The 19,904-nt window shown below is 63.6% G+C and carries 12 protein-coding genes and 2 rRNA genes (1 of these 14 only partly in view); 12 read left to right on the forward strand and 2 right to left on the reverse strand.

What is annotated here, in order from left to right; translation table 11 throughout:
* Together JN302_RS12605 and rrf are read left to right on the forward strand one after the other, a co-directional pair.
* Positions 1 to 2,494: ribosomal RNA gene (locus JN302_RS12605) — 23S ribosomal RNA — on the forward strand (it extends 386 nt beyond the left edge of the window).
* 180 nt (positions 2,495 to 2,674) lie between these two features.
* A 5S ribosomal RNA gene (rrf, locus tag JN302_RS12610) occupies positions 2,675 to 2,789 on the forward strand.
* A gap of 300 nt (positions 2,790 to 3,089) precedes the next feature.
* On the opposite strand, the gene JN302_RS12615 is transcribed toward rrf, so the two are convergent.
* Positions 3,090 to 5,477 carry a 2OG-Fe(II) oxygenase gene (locus JN302_RS12615; RefSeq protein WP_202333081.1) on the reverse strand — a complete coding sequence of 796 codons (2,388 nt, stop codon included), beginning with the start codon at positions 5,475 to 5,477 and terminating at the stop codon, positions 3,090 to 3,092.
* An 86-nt stretch (positions 5,478 to 5,563) separates the two neighbouring features.
* Entirely contained in the window at positions 5,564 to 6,163 is a 600-nt protein-coding gene (locus tag JN302_RS12620; protein WP_202333083.1) for a TetR/AcrR family transcriptional regulator, read from the reverse strand.
* A gap of 466 nt (positions 6,164 to 6,629) precedes the next feature.
* Here JN302_RS12620 and JN302_RS12625 point away from each other — a divergent pair, with 466 nt between their 5' ends.
* The 10 genes from JN302_RS12625 to JN302_RS12670 all read left to right on the forward strand — a co-directional run bounded on the left by JN302_RS12625 (position 6,630) and on the right by JN302_RS12670 (position 19,845).
* Entirely contained in the window at positions 6,630 to 7,766 is a 1,137-nt protein-coding gene (locus JN302_RS12625; protein ID WP_202312551.1) for an ABC transporter substrate-binding protein, read from the forward strand.
* Positions 7,767 to 7,826: 60 nt separating this feature from the next.
* Positions 7,827 to 8,699 (forward strand): branched-chain amino acid ABC transporter permease, encoded by an 873-nt coding sequence (locus tag JN302_RS12630; RefSeq protein WP_202333084.1) that lies wholly within the window; start codon positions 7,827 to 7,829, stop codon positions 8,697 to 8,699.
* Between the two features lie 2 nt (positions 8,700 to 8,701).
* Positions 8,702 to 9,655, forward strand: coding sequence for a branched-chain amino acid ABC transporter permease (locus tag JN302_RS12635; RefSeq protein WP_446720754.1), 954 nt, complete (start codon positions 8,702 to 8,704; stop codon positions 9,653 to 9,655).
* Positions 9,655 to 10,443 (forward strand): ABC transporter ATP-binding protein, encoded by a 789-nt coding sequence (locus tag JN302_RS12640; protein WP_202333086.1) that lies wholly within the window; start codon positions 9,655 to 9,657, stop codon positions 10,441 to 10,443. Before JN302_RS12635 ends, JN302_RS12640 begins: the two co-directional genes overlap by 1 nt.
* Positions 10,430 to 11,131 carry an ABC transporter ATP-binding protein gene (locus tag JN302_RS12645; RefSeq protein ID WP_202312555.1) on the forward strand — a complete coding sequence of 234 codons (702 nt, stop codon included), beginning with the start codon at positions 10,430 to 10,432 and terminating at the stop codon, positions 11,129 to 11,131. The genes JN302_RS12640 and JN302_RS12645 overlap by 14 nt, the downstream gene beginning before the upstream one ends.
* Positions 11,132 to 11,544: 413 nt before the next feature.
* Positions 11,545 to 13,644, forward strand: coding sequence for a multicopper oxidase family protein (locus tag JN302_RS12650; protein WP_202333090.1), 2,100 nt, complete (start codon positions 11,545 to 11,547; stop codon positions 13,642 to 13,644).
* Positions 13,631 to 15,613 (forward strand): tyrosinase family protein, encoded by a 1,983-nt coding sequence (locus JN302_RS12655; RefSeq protein ID WP_202333091.1) that lies wholly within the window; start codon positions 13,631 to 13,633, stop codon positions 15,611 to 15,613. Before JN302_RS12650 ends, JN302_RS12655 begins: the two co-directional genes overlap by 14 nt.
* Before the next feature lie 41 nt (positions 15,614 to 15,654).
* On the forward strand, positions 15,655 to 18,306 hold the full coding sequence (locus JN302_RS12660) for a LodA/GoxA family CTQ-dependent oxidase (protein WP_202333098.1): 2,652 nt from the start codon (positions 15,655 to 15,657) through the stop codon (positions 18,304 to 18,306).
* Positions 18,303 to 18,719 carry a hypothetical protein gene (locus JN302_RS12665; RefSeq protein ID WP_202333099.1) on the forward strand — a complete coding sequence of 139 codons (417 nt, stop codon included), beginning with the start codon at positions 18,303 to 18,305 and terminating at the stop codon, positions 18,717 to 18,719. The genes JN302_RS12660 and JN302_RS12665 overlap by 4 nt, the downstream gene beginning before the upstream one ends.
* On the forward strand, positions 18,700 to 19,845 hold the full coding sequence (locus tag JN302_RS12670) for an NAD(P)/FAD-dependent oxidoreductase (RefSeq protein WP_202333100.1): 1,146 nt from the start codon (positions 18,700 to 18,702) through the stop codon (positions 19,843 to 19,845). The genes JN302_RS12665 and JN302_RS12670 overlap by 20 nt, the downstream gene beginning before the upstream one ends.
* The last annotated feature ends 59 nt before the right edge of the window (positions 19,846 to 19,904 follow it).

Genomic DNA, 19,904 nt, shown 5'->3' on the forward strand with positions numbered 1-19,904 from the left:
CGAACGCGGACCAGGCCAGCGGCTTTTGTGAGACAAGCGGAACCATCTGGAAAGTTGGGCCATAGTGGGTGACAGCCCCGTACGCGTAATGCGAACAAAAGTCCTTGAGTAAGGCGGGACACGTGAAATCCTGTCTGAAATTCGGGGGACCACCCTCGAAGCCTAAGTACTCGTGCATGACCGATAGCGAACTAGTACCGTGAGGGAAAGGTGAAAAGCACCCCGACAAGGGGAGTGAAAGAGTACCTGAAACCGATTGCCTACAAACAGTGGAAGCCTGCAAGGGTGACCACGTACCTTTTGTATAATGGGTCAGCGACTTAGTGTGACGAGCAAGCTTAAACCGGTAGGTGTAGGCGCAGCGAAAGCGAGTCTGAACAGGGCGTTCAGTTCGTCGCATTAGACCCGAAACCGAGTGATCTAGCCATGAGCAGGCTGAAGGTAAGGTAACACTTACTGGAGGGCCGAACCCATAACTGTTGCAATAGTTCGGGATGACTTGTGGCTAGGGGTGAAAGGCCAATCAAACTCGGAAATAGCTGGTTCTCCGCGAAATCTATTTAGGTAGAGCGTCGACCGAATACCCCAGGGGGTAGAGCACTGGATGGGCTAGGGGTCCTTACCGGATTACCAAACCTAACCAAACTCCGAATACCTGGGAGTACTAGTCGGCAGACACACGGCGGGTGCTAACGTCCGTCGTGGAGAGGGAAACAACCCTGACCTACAGCTAAGGTCCCCAAGTTATGGCTAAGTGGGAAAGGATGTGAGGATCCCAAAACAACCAGGATGTTGGCTTAGAAGCAGCCATCATTTAAAGAAAGCGTAACAGCTCACTGGTCTAAATAAGGGTCTTTGCGCCGAAAATGTACCGGGGCTCAAGCCATACACCGAAGCTTAGGGTTTGCGAGCGATCGCAAGCGGTAGCGGAGCGTTCCGTAAGCCAGTGAAGGGAGACCCGCGAGGGCTCCTGGAGGTATCGGAAGTGCGAATGCTGACATGAGTAACGTAAGGGGAGTGAGAGACTCCCCCGCCGAAAGTCCAAGGGTTCCTGCTTAAAGTTAATCTGAGCAGGGTTAGCCGGCCCCTAAGGCGAGGCCGAAAGGCGTAGTCGATGGGAATCACGTTAATATTCGTGAGCCTGGAGGTAGTGACGGATCATTGAAGTTGTCGAGCCTTATCGGATTGGTTCGGCAGCCGCGTGGTTCCAGGAAATAGCTCCTCCTTATAGACCGTACCCGAAACCGACACGGGTGGACTGGTAGAGTATACCAAGGCGCTTGAGAGAACTATGCTGAAGGAACTCGGCAAATTGCACGCGTAACTTCGGAAGAAGCGTGACCCTTCGATGGGCAACCATCGGGGGGTGGCACAGACCAGGGGGTAGCGACTGTTTATCAAAAACACAGGGCTCTGCGAAGTCGCAAGACGACGTATAGGGTCTGACGCCTGCCCGGTGCTGGAAGGTTAAGAGGAGGGGTGCAAGCTCTGAATCGAAGCCCCAGTAAACGGCGGCCGTAACTATAACGGTCCTAAGGTAGCGAAATTCCTTGTCGGGTAAGTTCCGACCTGCACGAATGGCGTAACGACTTCCCCGCTGTCTCCAGCATAGACTCAGTGAAATTGAATTCCCCGTGAAGATGCGGGGTTCCTGCGGTTAGACGGAAAGACCCCGTGCACCTTTACTATAGCTTTACATTGGCATTCGTAGTGGCATGTGTAGGATAGGTGGTAGGCTTTGAAGCAGGGACGCCAGTTTCTGTGGAGCCACCCTTGAAATACCACCCTTATCTCTATGGATGTCTAACCGCGGCCCGTCATCCGGGTCCGGGACAATGTATGGTGGGTAGTTTGACTGGGGCGGTCGCCTCCTAAAGAGTAACGGAGGCGCGCGATGGTGGGCTCAGAACGGTCGGAAATCGTTCGCTGAGTGCAATGGCATAAGCCTGCCTGACTGCGAGACTGACAAGTCGAGCAGAGACGAAAGTCGGTCATAGTGATCCGGTGGTCCCGCGTGGAAGGGCCATCGCTCAACGGATAAAAGGTACGCCGGGGATAACAGGCTGATGACCCCCAAGAGTCCATATCGACGGGGTTGTTTGGCACCTCGATGTCGACTCATCGCATCCTGGGGCTGGAGCAGGTCCCAAGGGTATGGCTGTTCGCCATTTAAAGCGGTACGTGAGTTGGGTTCAGAACGTCGTGAGACAGTTCGGTCCCTATCTGCCGTGGGTGCAGGAATATTGACAGGATCTGTCCCTAGTACGAGAGGACCGGGATGGACGTATCTCTGGTGGACCTGTTGTGGCGCCAGCCGCATAGCAGGGTAGCTATATACGGACGGGATAACCGCTGAAGGCATCTAAGCGGGAAACCCACCTGAAAACGAGTGTTCCCTGAGAGCCGTGGAAGACCACCACGTCGATAGGCCGGGTGTGGAAGAGCAGCAATGCTTGAAGCTTACCGGTACTAATAGCTCGATCGGCTTGATCGTTCTCATTTGCCTATGTCCATCGCTATCGCGATGGTTTGTCTGCCCTCACGGCAGTCCCTTCGGGACGCCTCCGGGCGGGGCGCGGCATCAGCCGCGACGGCCGGTCGGCCTTGCGAAGCTTCGCTTCGTTGGCCGTCAAGCCCTGAAAACAAACCAGCTTCTCTTCGTGCGTTTCGCCGACCTGGTGGTCATGGCGGAGCGGCTGCACCCGATCCCATTCCGAACTCGGCCGTGAAACGCTCCAGCGCTGATGGTACTTCGTCTCAAGACGCGGGAGAGTAGGTCGCCGCCAGGTCTGCAAAACGCACGTACAGCTTCTCTTTATGAATTCGCTTGCTCTGCAAGCCCACAAAGCCCGCCTCCCCGGCGGGCTTTTGTCGTCTAGCGCCGAGCGCGGCGCGCGATGCACAGCAAAGGCACGGGCGCTTGATCGAACCCAATCCGGCCTCACCGGACGCTTGCTGGGGGCTGCGTAAGCCCCGGTCAAGGCCGCCTGCAAGACAGACGGCCTTCGTCGAGGAAATCCGGCGGAGACGTCCCGCGCCTGGGCATACGGTCGACCGGCCTGGCGCGCCCTCATCGGCGTGAGGGCCGCTCAGGCCAGCTTCGCCAGAGCCTCGAGATCCTGCCGGCGCTGCCTCACCCTCTTTTCGTAGCTCGCCTGGTTCTTGGTGCAAATCAAAGCATGCGGGCTGCCTTTGCGGAGCGTCGCACAGGACAGGTCGCAGGCCGCATTGCGGATGTTGGTCTCGACATGGCTGCGAATCTCCTGCCGGGCTCTCAAGGTCCACACCTCGGCGATTGGATCGGCCATGAATGCCGTCAAGGATCGACAATGCTCGCAGTCGCAGCGTATTTCCACCGGTCGGCGCCAGTCGGCGGGCGGTGCGAGCGGTTCGGCGATGCGAGCTTCGAGGTGGTTCCGGCAGGCCTTCACCAGATGGTTGACGGCGGGATGTCCCGAAAGGTCAGCACTGCTCGCGAGCTTCTCCGCCGCCGCCACCAGCACTCCATCGAAAGCGAAATATCCGGAATGCGCAAGCATATGCCGGACGGCCTGCAAGGAGAGTGCCGCATCGGCAGCAGCCAGGGCGGCGATGAGATCGACCACGCATCCGACGTCGACAGTTTCGTAGCGAACCACAGGATCGTAGGACGGGCGTCTTGTCGGCAGGGTGTCGACGAACTGCTGCAATACCGGACGAATTTCCGGCAACAGGTCGGCGAAGCTACCTGCCAAGGCTGCGAGCAGCGCGGCCAGAGAGTTCAATCTCCTGTCGGCGGATGACGAGACGATTGCCCGTACCGCCCCGACCTGCCGAGGCTTCGCCAGAGACACAAGGCTGGCCACCACTTCGGAAACGGTCTCCCTGCCATAGCTTCCGCCTGCAACAACTCCGTCAAAGGCGGCCGCAATCGTGCTGCCTTCCCCGAGTTGCCGCAGAGCCGCCAGCAGCCGGGCCGCTTCCTTGGCTGCAGCGCCGCGCTGCCAGATCGCGATCAAGCGCTCCGCCAGTCGCAGCGCTTCGACACGGGCCGCCGAGGGCGCCGTACCGCCTGCAACGAGCCCGACTCGATTCTCGAGATAGGAAAGAGCGGTCTCCAGCCCGGCTCCGACCACGATATCGACCGTCGTCCCCTCCGGCCACAGCACAAGCGCGGCGCGCTTGTAGGTCCGATCGAACGAGGCGCCCTCGTTCCCGGTGGCCTCGTGAAATTCCTCGTCGTCTGGCTTGGCTTCGTCGAGGAAGTCCGGCGGCGACAGCTCATACGGCCGCACGGATATCGCATGAAAGGGTGCAGCCTGATCGTCAACGCGTCGCCAGTCGGTGAGCGTATAGTCGCTGTCCGTGACTTCGCCGACCTCGAATTGATCCTCGTATCGCGAGCCCCGTCTCCACATGTCGGTATGCTCGGCCCAGCCGCTCTCCTCGATCGTCAGCAGGGCCAGATGCAGATCGGTTCCCGCCTCGACCGCAGCTGCCCTGAGCACATCCCCCACCGCCGCATCGATCCCCTTGAGGCCCGCGAAAGCGAGCTCGGCGGGCGTGTATGCATGTTGAAGCGGATAGACCAGCTTCTGCGGGACCTCGTCCCACCCGTCGTCGTCATCGTCTGCGATCTCGTCCCATTCATCGTCTGCCGGTGCCTCGTCCCATTCGTCATCGGCTGTGGCCGCATCCCAATCATCGTCCATCGGGGTCTCATCCCATCCGTCCGCCTCGTCGCCGTCAGGGCGGCCGGTCACATGCGCCGTTTCGGCAACCATCCTGCTCCAGCCCGCGAGCGCCTCTACGATCCTGGCCCGTTCCCGGGCATAGTTCGGCGCGGTCGGCGCCGCACCCTTGCCCTTGCGAACGAGATTGTAGGTCAAGGCAAGGCGATGGCCCGAGGTGACCGGCCGCACTTCGTGGACGCAGTCCGCATAGAAGGCGGCATAGCCGAGTTCACCGGGATCGGAGCGGCGCAGATCCAGGACCTGTTCGCGCCCGTTGTGACGCACGATGAGCTCGCCACCTTCCGATTCTCCGGGAAGCACCAGCACGAGGGTTGCGAACATACCCGCTGCCTTTTCCGTGTCGCGGTGCGGCAGAAAGAAACTCTCCTTGTCGTAGACGAGGAGCTTGTAGAACTGCGCTTCGACCGGATCGCTTACCCCTAATCCTTCCGCAATTCTTTCGAGGATGATGTCCAGGGTACGGATCCAGTTCTTGCCGCCAAGTTGCACCCTATCGGGACCGAGCTGCCAGGTCCGCCGCACATTGGTGTCGAGAATGGTCTGTTCGCCACGCCCGAAGGGCGCCTGCGTCGCCGTGGCGATAATCTGTTGCGCCTGGATCGGCAGCAGAGGCAGCGATATCTGGCCCACGCCCTCGACACGCAGGATCGGCGCGCCGAAATCAACGGTGCCTGAAGCGACAAAATCGCCCGGCCGCTCGACGGTCTCGAGCAGGGTCGCCAATTCCTGAGCAATATTCGACATCGTCGGAAGCCTGTTGCTTGGGGTGCTCCAATCGAGTCGGATCGTGACTGCCGCCGAGCCCGACGTCAACAATATCGGGGCGGCGTTCAGCGGTTCAGCGAGGTCACGCCGTCCAAAAAAAGCGCGGTCACCATGTCGGCGTAGCCGTCGCGGCTGAGCGCGCCGCTGGGCTTGAACCAAGTGTAAGCCCAGTTGAGGATGCCGAAAAGCGACATGGTCACTGGCGTCACGCCAGCCCGACCTTCCCCGAGTTCCGGGTTGATCTCGGTGAGCACGTCGGAAAGGGCCTTCACGATGCGGCGTTCCATCTCACGCAGTTCGGCGCGCTGCGCTTCCGGCAGCGAGCCGGTGCCGTTCAGCAGCACGTGGTGGAAGTTCGAGGCCGAACGATAATTCTCAAGCACGCCGCCGATGAGGTGGCGCAGCCGTTCCCGCGGATCGAGGTCGGGGCGGTCGGCCTTGCGGATGGCAGCCTCGAGCTCGACGAGATGCGTGCGACCGATATCGAAGAGAAGCACCTCCTTGCTGGGATAGTAGTGGTAGAGCGAAGCCTTGGAGACGTTGTTTTCCCTGGCTATCTGCGCCATCGAGGCATGTTCCATACCGAGCTTGGCAAACACCGCGGCCGCGCTGTCGAGAATGCTGCGCCGCTTTTCGTTGAAATCGGCGGCTCTCGTTCTCGCCATGTTGTCGTCCCCTCGGCCCGCCGTCGACGACGGGCCTGCCTTCCAACCGCTCGACCGAATCAAGGTCGCCGACGTTTACCTCGGTGCCGACAACGACCACGCATTCGATGCGGTGTGCAAGGTCCTTGGCGATCGGGCCGGGCGACCGAGCCTCGGCGCTCAGCGATGTCTTGTCACAGGCGACCGATGCCGAAGCACTCGATGGGGCAGGTGACGACGCCGCCTGCCGGTAGATGGGAAAGGCTTCGAATTGCGCCTTTGGCGGCCCGCAAACCTATCGGCAGTCCAAGTCAGAAAGCTCTTGCATTGTCCGACCGCTCGGTCAATAATAAGTCGAATTGGAGGAGCGAGACGCGTTTGCAACCGCCGGTACGGCGGAGCGTGGGAGGCTTGCCTGGAATTCGAGATCACTTTGCGCCCGGCGCCCGAAAGGCCGGATCGCGATCGTTCAACCTGGGAGGAACTTATGAAGCTTGCCTTGAAAGCCGCTGCCGCCGGCCTTCTGCTCAGCGTGGCGTCGCCCGCTCTTGCCGACATCAAGATCGGCGCGACCGTGTCCGAGACGGGGCCCGCTTCGTCGCTCGGCGATCCGGAGGCGAAGACCCTGCGCATGTTGGTCGAGGAGATCAACGCGGCCGGTGGCGTGCTGGGCGAAAAGATCGAGCTGATCGCCTATGACGACGCGGGCGACCCCAACAAGGCGCGAACCTTCGCCACGCGGCTGATCGAAGACGACGAGGTCGTCGCCATCATCGGCGGATCGACCACAGGCACCACGATGTCGATCATGCAGGTGGTTGCCGACGCCGAGATACCCTTCATCTCGCTCGCGGGCGCCATCGAGATCGTCGATCCGGTGCAGCCATGGACGTTCAAGACGCCGCACACCGACCGCATGGCTTGTGCCAAGATCTTCGAGAACATGAAGGCCGGCGGCATTACCAGGATCGGCATGATCTCCGGCTCCGACGGCTTCGGCGCCTCGATGCACAAGCAATGCCTGCAGATCATCGGCGACTATGGCATCGAGGTTCTGATCGACGAGACTTATGGTCCCAACGATGCCGACATGACGCCCCAGCTCACCAACATCCGCGGCAAGGAGGGCGTCCAGGCGATCCTCAACGCCGGTTTCGGACAGGGGCCCGCGATCGTCACGCGCAATTACGGCCAACTCGGCATCAAGACGCCGCTGTATCAGTCGCATGGCGTCGCCTCCAAGGCCTTCATCGAGCTTGCCGGTCCCGCCTCGAACGGCGTCAAGCTGCCCGGAACGGCCATTCTGATCGCCGATCTGCTCGGGCAGGACGATCCGCAATACGGCGTCGTGACCGCCTACAAGGAAGCCTACGAGGAAAAGACGGGCTCGCCGGCATCGACGTTCGGCGGCTATGCCCATGACGCGCTGCGGCTGATGGTCGAGGCCATCAGCCGGGCCGGCAAGGCCGAGCCGCAAGCGATCCGCGACGCGATCGAACAGACCAAGGGCTATGTCGGCGTCACGGGCGTCGTCAACATGTCGCCCACCGATCACCTCGGCCTCGATCTCACCGCCTTCCGCATGCTGGAGATCAAGGACGGCGGCTGGGCGCCGGCTCAGTAATCACTCCGGCGACGAAGCCCCGCGCGGCACCGGCGGCCGCGGCAGCGCAGAGGTATCGCGGTGACGGAACTGCTGCAATATGTGTTGTCCGGCTTGACGGTGGGCGCGGTCTACGCGCTCGTCGCACTCGGCTTCACCATCATCTACAATGCCTCCAACGTGGTGAACTTCGCCCAGGGCGAGTTCGTCATGCTGGGCGGCATGATCACCTTCTTCGGCTGGCATGCGGGCTTGCCCCTGCCTCTGGCGGCGGTGCTGGCGATCGTCGCCGCCGCCGCCGTCGGCGTGGCGCTCAACAAGCTGGCCGTGGAACGCGCCCGAGGGGCCCCGGTGGTAAGCCTGATCATCATCACCATCGGCGCGTCCATCTTCCTGCGCGGCGGCGCGCAGCTGGTCTTCGACAAGCAACTGCACCGCTTCCCGGCCTTCAGCGGCGACGAACCGATCACCATCGGCGGAGCGACCATCCTGCCGCAAGGCTTATGGGTGATCGCCGGGGCAGGGATGGTCTTTGGTCTTCTCTACGTCTTCTTCACACATACGCTGACCGGCAAGGCAATCCTCGCCACGGCCAACAACCGCGTCGCCGCGCGGCTGGTCGGCATCAACACCGACCATATGATGACGCTCTCCTTCGCGCTGTCGGCCGCCATTGGCGCCCTGGCCGGCGTGTTGATGACGCCGATCACGCTGACCAGCTACGATCTCGGCGTCGCTTACGCGCTGAAGGGTTTCGCGGCTGCCATGCTGGGCGGCATGGGCGTGCCGGCGGGAGCGCTTGCCGGGGGCTTGCTGCTCGGCCTGATCGAGGCGCTGACGGCCGGCTATGTCAGTTCCGTCTACAAGGACGCCGTCGCCTTCATCGTGATCCTTTCGGTGCTGTTCGTCATGCCGCAAGGGCTGTTCGGCCGCAAATCGACCGAGCGGGTATGACGATGAAGCTCCCGTCGAAACACCTTACCCTGCTGGTGCTGGCGGCCATCGTGCTGCTCGCTCCCCTCGGCTTCCCGTCCAACTTCTACTACCGCATCGGATCGCTGATCTTCGTCAACGGGCTGGCCGTGACGGGGCTCGTCATCCTGATCGGCTACGCCGGCCAGATCAGCCTTGGTCACGCCGGCTTTGCCGGTATCGGGGCCTATGCCTGCGCGCTTGGTCCGCAGTACCTCGACATATCCCCGGCGCTTGCGATGCTGCTCGGAACCGCGGTGAGCGCCGCGATCGCCTGGGTGATCGGCCGCCCGATCCTGCGTCTCCAGGGCTACTATCTCGCCGTCGCGACGCTGGGTTTCGGCATCCTCGTTTCGATGGTGCTTGCCAACGAAGCGCCTGTTACCGGCGGGCCGGACGGTCACGAAGTGCCCGAGCTCGGCCTCAGGCAATTGATAAGAACGATCGGCATCGATCTTTCCAACGCCCAGTTCTGGTACGCGTTCACGGCGATCTTCCTGCTTGCCGGGGCCTGGCTCGCGCTGAACCTTTACGACAGCCCTTCGGGGCGGGCGCTGCGGGCGCTGCACGATTCCGAGATCGCCGCACGCACTGTCGGTGTCGATGTCGCGCGCTACAAGCTCCTTGGCTTCGTGCTCTCGGCCGTATACGCGTCGTTGTCCGGCTCGTTGCTCGCCTTGATGAACAAGTTCATCACGCCGGACGCGGCGGGGTTCCTCCATTCGGTCGAACTGGTCACCATGACGGTCCTGGGCGGCGCAGCTTCCGTGCCCGGCGCGGTGGCCGGAACGGCGCTGCTCACCATGCTGCCGCAGGTACTCACGGTGCTGCAGGACTATGAGCACATGATCCTTGGTCTCGTCATGATGCTGGTGATGATCTTCATGCCGTCCGGGCTGGTGCCCAGCCTGTCACGTCTGTTGCGGGGGAAGGGGTGATGCCGCTGCTTCGCGTCGAGGGTCTCGGCATCGACTTCGGCGGACTGCGCGCCGTCAACGATGTCGGCTTCCAGGTCGAGCCGGGCGAGATCGTCTCGGTCATCGGTCCCAATGGCGCCGGCAAGACGACGCTGTTCAACATGATCAGCGGCGCGTACCGGCCGGGGCGCGGGACGGTGGCGCTGAACGGCGAAACGGTGACCGGCATGGAGCCGCATCTGCTTGCCCGGCGCGGCTTGTCGCGCACCTTCCAGAACCTGCAGATCTTCCAGAAGATGACCGTGCTGGAAAACGCCATGGCCGGCTGCCATCTGAAGGAACGCGGCAATTTCCTGGCCGACCTGTTCTCGCTGCCCGCCTCGCGCCGGCGTACAGCCGGGACGCGCGCCGCCGCCATGCGACTCCTGGCGCGCGTCGGCCTCGACCGCGCCGCCGACAAGGAAGCTTCTTCGCTCTCCTATGGCGCGCTGAAGCGGCTGGAGATCGCCCGGGCGCTTGCGCTCGAGCCAGGCATCCTCCTTCTCGACGAGCCGGCGGCCGGCTGCAATGCCGTCGAAACGGAAGAGATCGACCGTCTCGTCGCCGAGGTGGCGAAATCCGGCGTCGCCATCCTGCTTGTCGAACACGACATGAAACTCGTGATGCGCATCTCCAATCACATCGTCGTACTCGACCGCGGCGAGAAGATCGCCGAAGGAAAGCCCGAACAGGTGGCCCGTGATCCCAAGGTGATCGAAGCCTATCTCGGCGTTCAGGCGAAGGAGGCGGGAGGCCATGCTCTCGGTTGAGAACCTGCGCTCGCGCTACGGGCGGATCGAGGTGCTGCACGGCGTCGACCTCGATGTGCGCTCGGGCGAAATCGTCACGGTGGTGGGCGCCAATGGCGCGGGCAAGACCACGCTCCTGCGCTGCATCTCGGGCGTGCAGCCGATCAGCGGCGGCAGCATGATCTTCCGCGGCGAGCCGCTGCAGGCCGTTCCGGCGCATCGGCGCGTGGGGCTCGGCCTGTCGCAGTCGCCGGAAGGACGGCAGATATTCACCAATCTCAGCGTCGAGGAGAATCTGCGCCTCGGTGCCTATCTCTTCTCCGACGGCCGGGTCGAGACCGACATGGCGGAGGCATTCGCGCTCTTCCCGATCCTTAAGGAGAAGCGCAACCTCGCCGCCGGCGGGTTGTCGGGCGGCCAGCAGCAGATGCTGGCGATCGCCCGCGCACTGATGGCACGGCCCGCATGCCTGCTGCTCGATGAGCCCAGCATGGGACTGGCGCCGATCCTTGTGGCGCAGATCCTCGACGTCGTGAAGAACCTGAAGGCGCTCGGCATCACGGTGCTGCTGGTGGAGCAGAACGCCTATGCGGCGCTCAAAGTGGCCGACCGGGGCTATGTCATGGAAACGGGCCGCATCACGATGTCCGGTCCGGCTGAAGAACTGATCGCGGACGAACGCATTCGCGCCGCCTATCTGGGCGTGTAGCATCCGTCGCTTCAAGCCTGTGGCCAATACCCGGCATTTGCAGAGGCAATCGCGCTGTTGGTCGGCTGTACGATCCGCGACGCGATCGTAGCGGCGCTCCTCCAGCGGGATGCGGGTCTTCACCTCCGCCTCATACTGCTTGCGGGTGGCGCGGCGGATATGGTTGACGATCTTCTCCGCAGGCTTTTTCTATATCCCGGCCTTCTGTCTCATCTTCGCTCCTTTGAAGGAGCTGCGGGCCAGACATCCTTCTCCCTCAGTTAAGCCGATTTTGTCTTGTTGACGCTGATGCGAGGCACAGTCGGCTAAAGTAAAGACTCAATTCTACATCTTATGATCTAGACATGCCGCGCAATGGCGAGCACTATGTCTGCAAGCTCAACTTACATTCAATGTAATTTTGGGAGAGCATCATGTCGTGTGTCGTCACATTGGCAAATGCGCGATTTGTGTCGAGTGTTTTCGTCAGCAGTCTGGGGCTGATCTCGGCACTGCCCGCCGCGGCACAGATCGTAAATCCACCGGTGCTGCAGGACGAGCGTACCCCGATCGCCAAGCCCAATGTCATGGCGGTCCAGCCCGGCGCGGAGGCGCCCCGCGAGGGAGTGACGTTACCCGGCGACCGGCTGCTCGATCTCAAGATCGTCTATTCCGACAACCAGATCTACAATCCCTCCACGGACGGGTACGACAAGGTTCGCCTGCGCAGCTATACGGGCAAGGGCGTCGACCCTGACGCTCCGTTCGTCTCGCCGACGATCGAAGCGGTGCCGGGCGACACCGTGCGCGTCACGCTGGACAATCAACTGCCGTCGGGGCCGCAGCCCGGCGATCCAGGCTGCACCGCGCCCGACACGAAACCCAACACACCGCACTGCTTCAACGGGACCAACCTGCACACGCACGGGCTGTGGGTGAATCCGTCCGGCAATGGCGACAACGTGCTCCTTTCGATCAATCCGCAGACGCAGTTCACATACGAATACAACATCCCGTCCGATCATCCTGCCGGAACCTTCTGGTATCACACCCACCGCCACGGCTCGACGGCGCTGCAGGTATCGAGCGGGATGGCCGGCGCGCTGATCATCCGCGGCAGTCGCTTTCCCACCCCGACCGCGCATGGCGACATCGACACGCTGATCCCGACCTCCGCGGTGCCGGAACGCGTGCTGGTCATGCAGCAGATCCAATATGCCTGCCGCGCGCCGTCAACGGCCGCCGGGCAACTCGGACCGATCAAGCAGGACATCAACGGGCGTTACATCTGCGACCCGGGTGATGTCGGTGGGATCGAGGGCTACGACCAGTTCGGACCTGGCACCTGGCCGGCATCGGGCCGCTATACCTCGCTCAACGGCAAGGTCTTCAACCCCGACGATCCGCTGAAGGCGGTGCAAGGTCAGATCGAGCGCTGGAGAGTTATCCACGCGGGCGTGCGTGATACGGTGAGCCTGCAATTCGCCAAGGTGCAGGCGGGCAAGCTCGAACCCGGAACGAAGACGCTGCTCGACGCCAAGGCCAGCGCTGAATTCATCAGGGAGACGTGCAGCACTGAGACCGTACCCTATATGCTGATCGCCGCCGACGGGCTGACGCTGGCGGCAGCGCAGGAGACAGCGCTCGCGACGTTCCAGCCGGGCTATCGTTTCGATGCGCTGGTCGTCTTCCCCGAAGCCGGCCGCTATTGCGTGATCGACGCCTCGGCACCCAGGTCAGGTGTGGTCAACGCGCTCGACGTAGGGCCGCAGTTGCTGGCAGTGGTCGAGGTCGCCGCGGGAACGCCGGTCGACGACGTGGCGTCCTATGTCAACGGCAAGCTGATCGAACTGGCCGAGGCCAACATGCCCGAGGATGTCAGGTCGACGGTGGTGGACGATCTCAAGGCGGGGACGAAATTCACCAGCTTTACGCCACACCCCGACATTTCCGATGGCGAAGTGGAAGGCAACGGCACGCAGGAGCTGACCTTCTTCATCGACACGACGGGTCCGGACACCAAGTTCGAGGTCGGCAACACGCTCAGCACCGCCAACGTGAAGCCTTACGATCCCACCCGGCTCGACCGCGCGCTGCCGCTGGGCAAGGCGCAGGAATGGACGCTGCAGTCGCATTTCGTGAGCCATCCGTTCCATATCCATGTCAATCCGTTCCAGATCGTCTCGATAACCGATCCCAACGGCAAGGATGTGAGCGCGGCGGGCGCGACGGACGACGCCGGCGGCGCGCCCTATGACCCGCAATATCCGGGGCTCAAGGGAGTCTGGAAGGACACGCTGTGGATCAAGAGCCTGATCCCGCAGTCCTTGCCCGCGGGTTTCTCGGGCGTCTATACGATCAAGCTTCGCACCCGCTACCAGCGATACATCGGCACGTTCGTGCTCCACTGCCACATCCTCGATCACGAGGATCAGGGCATGATGCAGAACGTCGCCGTGGTGCTGCCCGATCAGGTGGGCGATATCACCCAGAGCAACGTCATGACCATGGGTGGGCATAATGGCCACCAATGAGATCATGGAGGCGTCTGTCGCGCCGTTCACCTGGAGCGACGTCGAGGCCATCCTGGCCGCGGCGGGCGGCACCGTTGGCCCCGGCAAGCTGGTCGGCCTGACGCTGCCGGAATTCCTCACGCTCCAGCTCTATGGAATGCCGTTGATCGCGCCGGCCTCGAGCTGCTGCGGCGCGAACGACGGGCGTGGCGCACGCTCCGCGCTGATCCGCGGGCTTCGCGGGCTGCCGCCGTTCGACGGCAGCCAGTTCCTGCGCCTGCCCTGGGGCGGCCGGCCGGTCGCCGATGCCGACATCGACCGGATCGAGGCGTGGATCGACGAGGGCTGCCCCGGCGCGCTGGTCGGATCGATCGAACTTGCCGGCGAACTGAGCGTCGCGACCGAAGCGCGGGTCGAGGTGAAAGGTATTGCAGGCACCGTCTTCAATGCGGCGCCCGATCCGGCAGCGTGGCGCTATGCCAAGGGCGAGTTGCGACAGCGGATGGACGTCGACGTGCTGGACGATGCGCAGAAGGAACGGCTGCGCTACGCGTTTCGCGAACTCTACAATCTCAACAAATGGGTTGGCGACAAGCGCAGCTACAACAATCTCGCATTGATCCACCAGAATCATTGCCAGCATGGCTGGGAACGCTTCCTGCCGTGGCATCGCGTCTACCTCTACGAATTCGAACAGGCGCTGCAGGACTTCTGCCCGGAGGTGACCATGCCGTGGTGGGATTTCCCCGCTCCGCGATACAGGCCGGACGATCCCGGCAACGGCGCCATCCTGCCCGATGCGTTCAAGGCGTTCCTGACCGAGTCTTCGGTCGGCTTCCTCCGCGACTACGGCTTCCCGGCGCAGGTGAGCACGCTGGTCGGCCAGCTCTGGGCCAATCCGACACAAGCCTATGACGCTGTCACGGGCGCGTGCGGCAAGGACTATGTGGAGGGAGAGAACCGCAAGCGGCTGATCGATGCGTTGCTGGAAGCCAATTCGCTCTGGTATCCGCTGCGCTATTCCGGCCAGTTTGGCAGCGGTACGATCAACACCGTCATTCACTACCACTACCCGGCGCAGGAAGACATCGACGAGATTCTGGGCCTGCGCACTTTCCGCGATTTCGGCGGCGGCAGCCTCTATGTCGACAGCTTCGGCTTCCTCGACCAGAACCCGCACAATACGATGCATATCTGGACAGGCGGTATGAACCCGGCGTTCAAGGCCGAAGCTCCGGCCGACCGCAACACCGCGGTGCGCGTTGCCGGGCGCAAATTCCACAAGCGCGACGATCTCTATTCCGAGCCTCAGTTCGGTGACATGTTCTCGAATCTGACCGCGTCCTACGACCCGATCTTCTGGCCGGTGCACGCCAATATCGACCGGCTATGGTGGCGCTGGCAGCAGGAGCATCCCGACGGGCTCCCCGCCGATCTCGATTCCGCGCTGACGCCATGGAGCTACGCGGTGCGCGATACGCTCGACATGAACCGCTTCGGCTATGAATATGTCCGTGGCGGTTGCCTCATGCCCGTCGGGCTCGCCAATCCGGTTGGCCGCTTCGTCTCGGCGCCGATCGCGGTACCCGACGCGCGTTTCCGCTCGGCCGAGGTGCGGCTGCACCGGGTGCCGCAGTTGCCGCGGTCATGCTTCATCCGGATCTTCCTGAACACGCCGGAGGCGGATGCGAGCACGCCGCTGACCGTCGAGGGCTATGCCGGCTACGCCGCCATATTCGGCCATGGCGAGTGCTATGGCGGTCCCGGGCATTGCGACATACCGCCGGCGGAGAGCCGCAAGTTCGACCTGCGCGAGCGCAGCATGAACACCCCGCGCAATCACCGCATCGACGTGACGCGCGCGGCGCGGCGGCTGATCGCGGCGGGCGCGACCAGCCTCACGGTGAGCCTGGTCGTGATCGGAGCGTCCTACGAGGAAGACCGCGAACTGCTGCGGCTCGACGGGGTCTCCCTCAACTTTCTCGATTGAGGCCAAGAGAGGCGACCGGCAAGGCAGAGGGGGAAATTCGCATGGCCGAGCCATCCGTTTACCGCATCCACCCCGCAATCGGCATCGCCCGGCTGGGTGACAGCCCCGATGGCTTCTGCATCTCGCCGGAGCGACCGGCGCAGTTGCCCATCGAATGCGACGCCAATGGAAATGCCGCGAAGGACGATGCGCCGGTCAAGCATTTCAAGGACGGGAAGGGCCGGATCAAGCGCCAGGCCGCGCGCTTCCAGATCTTCGTCTATGACGCCGACAACCCCGTGGGCCGCCCCCTGAAGATCGGAGACCAGATCGAGGGCGGCGGCAATCGCGGCAAGCTCGTCGACATTCAATGGCGCGCCCATCTCGCCAACAAGAAGGCGGCATGGTTCACTTTCGACGGGCTGCGCGGAGAGACCGGCTATCCCGACGGCACGCCGCTGCGCAACGCCTCCATCACCGATCCGATCGAGCGGCAAAAGCTGATCATAGATGCCGGTCCGCAGGCCGTCGACTGCACTGCCCGGCGCAAGGCGAGCTTCGGGCGCGACACCAATCCGGCCTATGCCGTCAACTTTCCGCCGGCCGGGATGTCACCCAGGGACATCGACACGCTGGGCGAGATGATGACGGACGACAGCGGACGGCTGCTCGTGCTCGGCGGGCACGGCAACAGCGGCTCGTTCCTTGCCGGCTTTGGCCATCCGCGTATCGAGACCTATGCCAACAGCGACGGCTGGTTCGACGACATCTCCGACGGGCCGGTGATGGCGCGGCTGGTGATGATGGAAGATCGCGTGCAGGCGCTGCGCTACATCGATGTCGAATATCCGGCCTGGGTGCTGGTCGGCTATCCGCGATACGCTCCCGAAGTGCTCGACATGATCACGCTCGAGGACGTGATCGAGGACATGTCGATCCGCGAATTCGCGTATCGCACCGACATGTACGGCACGGCCGGCAGTTTCGAGGCGCCGCCGCGGATCGACCCGACCGATACGCCTGCCCTGCTCCATTGGAAGGCGGGTCCGGTGGAGTGGAATGCGGCCTATCGCCCGTGGTTCTGGCGCGACATCTGGCCGATCCTGTTCCGCGCCGACGAGTTCTCCTATTTCGCCAACATCCTCCAGCTATCCAATTTTCCGCACAACCAGTCCAGCCGGGGCACGTTCGATCCTTATCGCCTGTGCATACCGCCGCGGATCGCACCGCGTGCGCTGGCGCGGAAGGAAGGACGCGCGAAGGACGATCATGTGAGCGCACGGCTGCTCGAGGCCGCGGTCGAGCCGAGCCTGATGCTGATCGATGCGACGCGTGTCCCGGGTGCGGCCGACGCGGCGGTGGTCGGCGATACCGCCTCGGCGCTCAGAAACGCGGCCGCAGCATTTGCCGGTGCGGTCTGCCCGCCCGGCGACGACGAGGCGCCGCAGGCCTATGCCGCGCGGTGGCGCATGGTGTTCGGCGACAATGAAAACGCAGCCGATCCCGCTTATGCAGAGGCGCTCGCGGTATTCGACGCGGCGGTCGCCGACGTGATCGGGCGTATCGCCGCGGCCATGGAGCCACCAGCGAAGCAGGTGCTCGAGCTCGCGCGGCCCTCGTCGCGGCAGGAGCCGGGCGAACCCGACCGCACCCCCGATCCCGACGAGCCGATCGAGGTCGCCCTGCGCCGACTGGCGTTCGAATACCGCTCCGGCCTGCTGCTCGATCGCGCGCTCGCCGCGGCGGCCAAGGACGCGACGACCGATCCCGGCGGCTCCGCGCGGCGTTATCTGTTCGACCTCTTGCGCAAGCCGGGCGAAGAGAACCTGTTCCAGCTCGAGGCCAATCCGGCGACACGCACCTATCACCTGCCGCTGATGCCCTTGCTCGCGGGCGACAATCCGATCACCAACAGGACGGTGAGCAAGTTCTTGCGGTTGACCGACACGCAGCTCTTCCTGCTTCGGCAATGGGCGACGGGCATGTTCATCGACGAGGTGGATGCCGGCTTCGCCCCTGCCATCGATCCGTGGCAGCCCTACAAGGACTGGAACGCGCCGGGCGGGCGCGGGCTCGACCGGGGCGTGCTGTCGAACGGCCTTGGCGGCGCCTTCTGCCCCGGCGGCGAAGTGACCTGGATCATCCGCAACCCGGCGATCTGGCGCGAACCCTACCGGATCAAGTCCGACCCCGACTGGTACAGCTTCGTGCTGACCGCGGCGCAGGAAAATGCCAATCGCTGGGGATCGGGCGTCAGCGAGGAAGACTATTCCGCCTATGCCTCCGAGCCTTTGTCGCAAGGCAGCAACCTCGATGTCGGACTGCAGCCAGGCGACCTGACCAAGCTCTGCGGGCTGCCGTGGCAGGCGGATTTCAACGAATGCTCCACGCAGACGATCGACGTCACCTATGAGGAGTGGAACGTCCTTTATCCGGGGAGCGTCGGCAATACGCTGATGGAGCGCGAGCGGCGCGTCTGGGAGACGCTGTGGTGGCCCGCGCACCGGCCGATGCAGGTCTACTATCCCGTCGGCAACGACTTCCAGTTCCGCAACTGGGCGCGCGGGATTCCGCAGACGCTGGAGGGTGACCTGAAAATGGTGACCGAATGGTCGAAGCTCGGCTTCGTGGTGCGCAATCCCAAGGGCGACCTCGATCAGCCCTCGCCGGGCATCAAATACATCTGCGTGGAAGATTCAGGGGAAGTGACATGACGAACCCGTTTGCCGGCAACTGGGCCTATCGCAGCTTCCTCAACGACGCCGACCTGTCGAAGGCGGCCAATGACCTCTTGTTCGGCGCGGGCACGCTGACGATAGCGGAGGAGTCCACGACGGAGCTGTCGGGAACGATCGGCGGGCCGGGCTGGTCGCTCGATCTGCGCGGGAGCTTCGGCTACGGCGCGCCGATGCAGGTCCGCTTCCAGGGCAAGGGCGTGGTGGGTGGCGAGCAATGGATGTACGACTATATCGGCTGGCTCGTACCCGTATGGCCGAACAGCACCGACCAGCTCGAAGTGCCCGCGATCGTGGGATCGGTGATACGCACGATCCCGCATTCGGGCGCCGGCGGCGGCACGAATCCGGCGGGGGTGGTGGCGTCGTTCTATGCGGCCCGGGCGGACTGATGTCGCTGTCGTCGGCGGCGGGCCGGCGGGGGCCGCCGCAGCGCTGGCGATGCGTCGCCACGCGCCGGCCCGGCGCGTGGTGCTGCTCGAGGCAGGATGCCACGACCGGGTGAAACCAGGTGAGATATTGCCGGCAGCCGCGCGCGGGCTGCTGCGCCAGATCGGGGTCCTGGAGCCGTTCCTGGCCGGAGATTTCGTCGAGTGCCGGGCGGTCGTTTCGGCATGGGCCGGCGATGCGCTCGAAGAGCGCAACAGTATTTTCCACGCCCAGGGCGCCGGGTGGCAACTCGACCGGGCACTGTTCGACCGCCTGCTGCTGGAGGCGGCCGCGACGGCAGGCGCCGAGGTGCGGCTGGGCAGCGCGGTGCATTCGGCGGCGCGTGAGGGCCAGGACTGGCAGCTCAAGCTGAGCGATGGGAATGTCGTGGCCGGTACCGTGATCTGGGCGACCGGGCGCAACTGGAAGCTTGCGCGACCGCTTGGCGCGAAGCTCTGTGTCCACGGTCAACTCGCGGCATATATCCGCTTCTTCGACCGCGCGCCCGGCGATTGCCGGCTGGTGATCGAGGCACGGCCCGAGGGTTGGTGGTACACCGCCGACCTGCCCAGGCAACGCCGGGTGGTGGCGTGTCTGAGCGATCCCGACCTGGGCGGCGAGCTGCGCAACCCGGCATCATGGTACAGGGCGTTGGCGGCCACACGGCACATCGCACCGCTCTTGTCATCTTCCGCGCGAGAAATCGCTTCGCTGGCAAAATCGGCGGGAACTGCAGGGGTCGATCCGGCCGCGGGCGAACGCTGGGTCGCTGCCGGGGACACCTTGTTCGCCGCCGATCCGCTGTCGTCGCGCGGCATCACGCATGCGTTGCGCTCGGGCATCCTCGCCGCCTATGCCGTGTCGGACATGCTCGACGGACAAGACGAGCTGGCACGCACACGCTATGCAATGTTCGCAGAGCAGGGTTTTGCCGGCTATGCACCCGCGCTCGCTGCACACTATGCCGCCGCCGCCCGGTGGGACACGGCTTTCTGGCGCCGCCGCCGGCGTCAGGCCGAAGAGGAGCGGAGACCGGTGACGTTTCCGGGATCATCACGCAGCGCGAAGGAGAGTTGGTTCGAGGCGTAGAGCGACGGTACCGGAAAAGGGTCAGAAACAAGACGGCCGACGTGGCACGCCTCGTCGCT

This window comes from Mesorhizobium sp. L-8-3, from assembly GCF_016756615.1.
Classification (GTDB): Bacteria; Pseudomonadota; Alphaproteobacteria; order Rhizobiales; family Rhizobiaceae.

Excerpts from the sequence above, each read along its gene's own strand:
- JN302_RS12635 (WP_446720754.1), top strand. The coding sequence starts at position 8,702 with ATGAAGCTCCCGTCGAAACACCTTACCCTGCTGGTGCTGGCGGCCATC.
- JN302_RS12665 (WP_202333099.1), top strand. The coding sequence starts at position 18,303 with ATGACGAACCCGTTTGCCGGCAACTGGGCCTATCGCAGCTTCCTCAAC.
- JN302_RS12670 (WP_202333100.1), top strand. The coding sequence starts at position 18,700 with ATGCGGCCCGGGCGGACTGATGTCGCTGTCGTCGGCGGCGGGCCGGCG.
- JN302_RS12620 (WP_202333083.1), bottom strand. The coding sequence starts at position 6,163 with ATGGCGAGAACGAGAGCCGCCGATTTCAACGAAAAGCGGCGCAGCATT.
- JN302_RS12615 (WP_202333081.1), bottom strand. The coding sequence starts at position 5,477 with ATGTCGAATATTGCTCAGGAATTGGCGACCCTGCTCGAGACCGTCGAG.
- JN302_RS12650 (WP_202333090.1), top strand. The coding sequence starts at position 11,545 with ATGTCGTGTGTCGTCACATTGGCAAATGCGCGATTTGTGTCGAGTGTT.
- JN302_RS12645 (WP_202312555.1), top strand. The coding sequence starts at position 10,430 with ATGCTCTCGGTTGAGAACCTGCGCTCGCGCTACGGGCGGATCGAGGTG.
- JN302_RS12625 (WP_202312551.1), top strand. The coding sequence starts at position 6,630 with ATGAAGCTTGCCTTGAAAGCCGCTGCCGCCGGCCTTCTGCTCAGCGTG.
- JN302_RS12660 (WP_202333098.1), top strand. The coding sequence starts at position 15,655 with ATGGCCGAGCCATCCGTTTACCGCATCCACCCCGCAATCGGCATCGCC.
- JN302_RS12655 (WP_202333091.1), top strand. The coding sequence starts at position 13,631 with ATGGCCACCAATGAGATCATGGAGGCGTCTGTCGCGCCGTTCACCTGG.
- JN302_RS12640 (WP_202333086.1), top strand. The coding sequence starts at position 9,655 with ATGCCGCTGCTTCGCGTCGAGGGTCTCGGCATCGACTTCGGCGGACTG.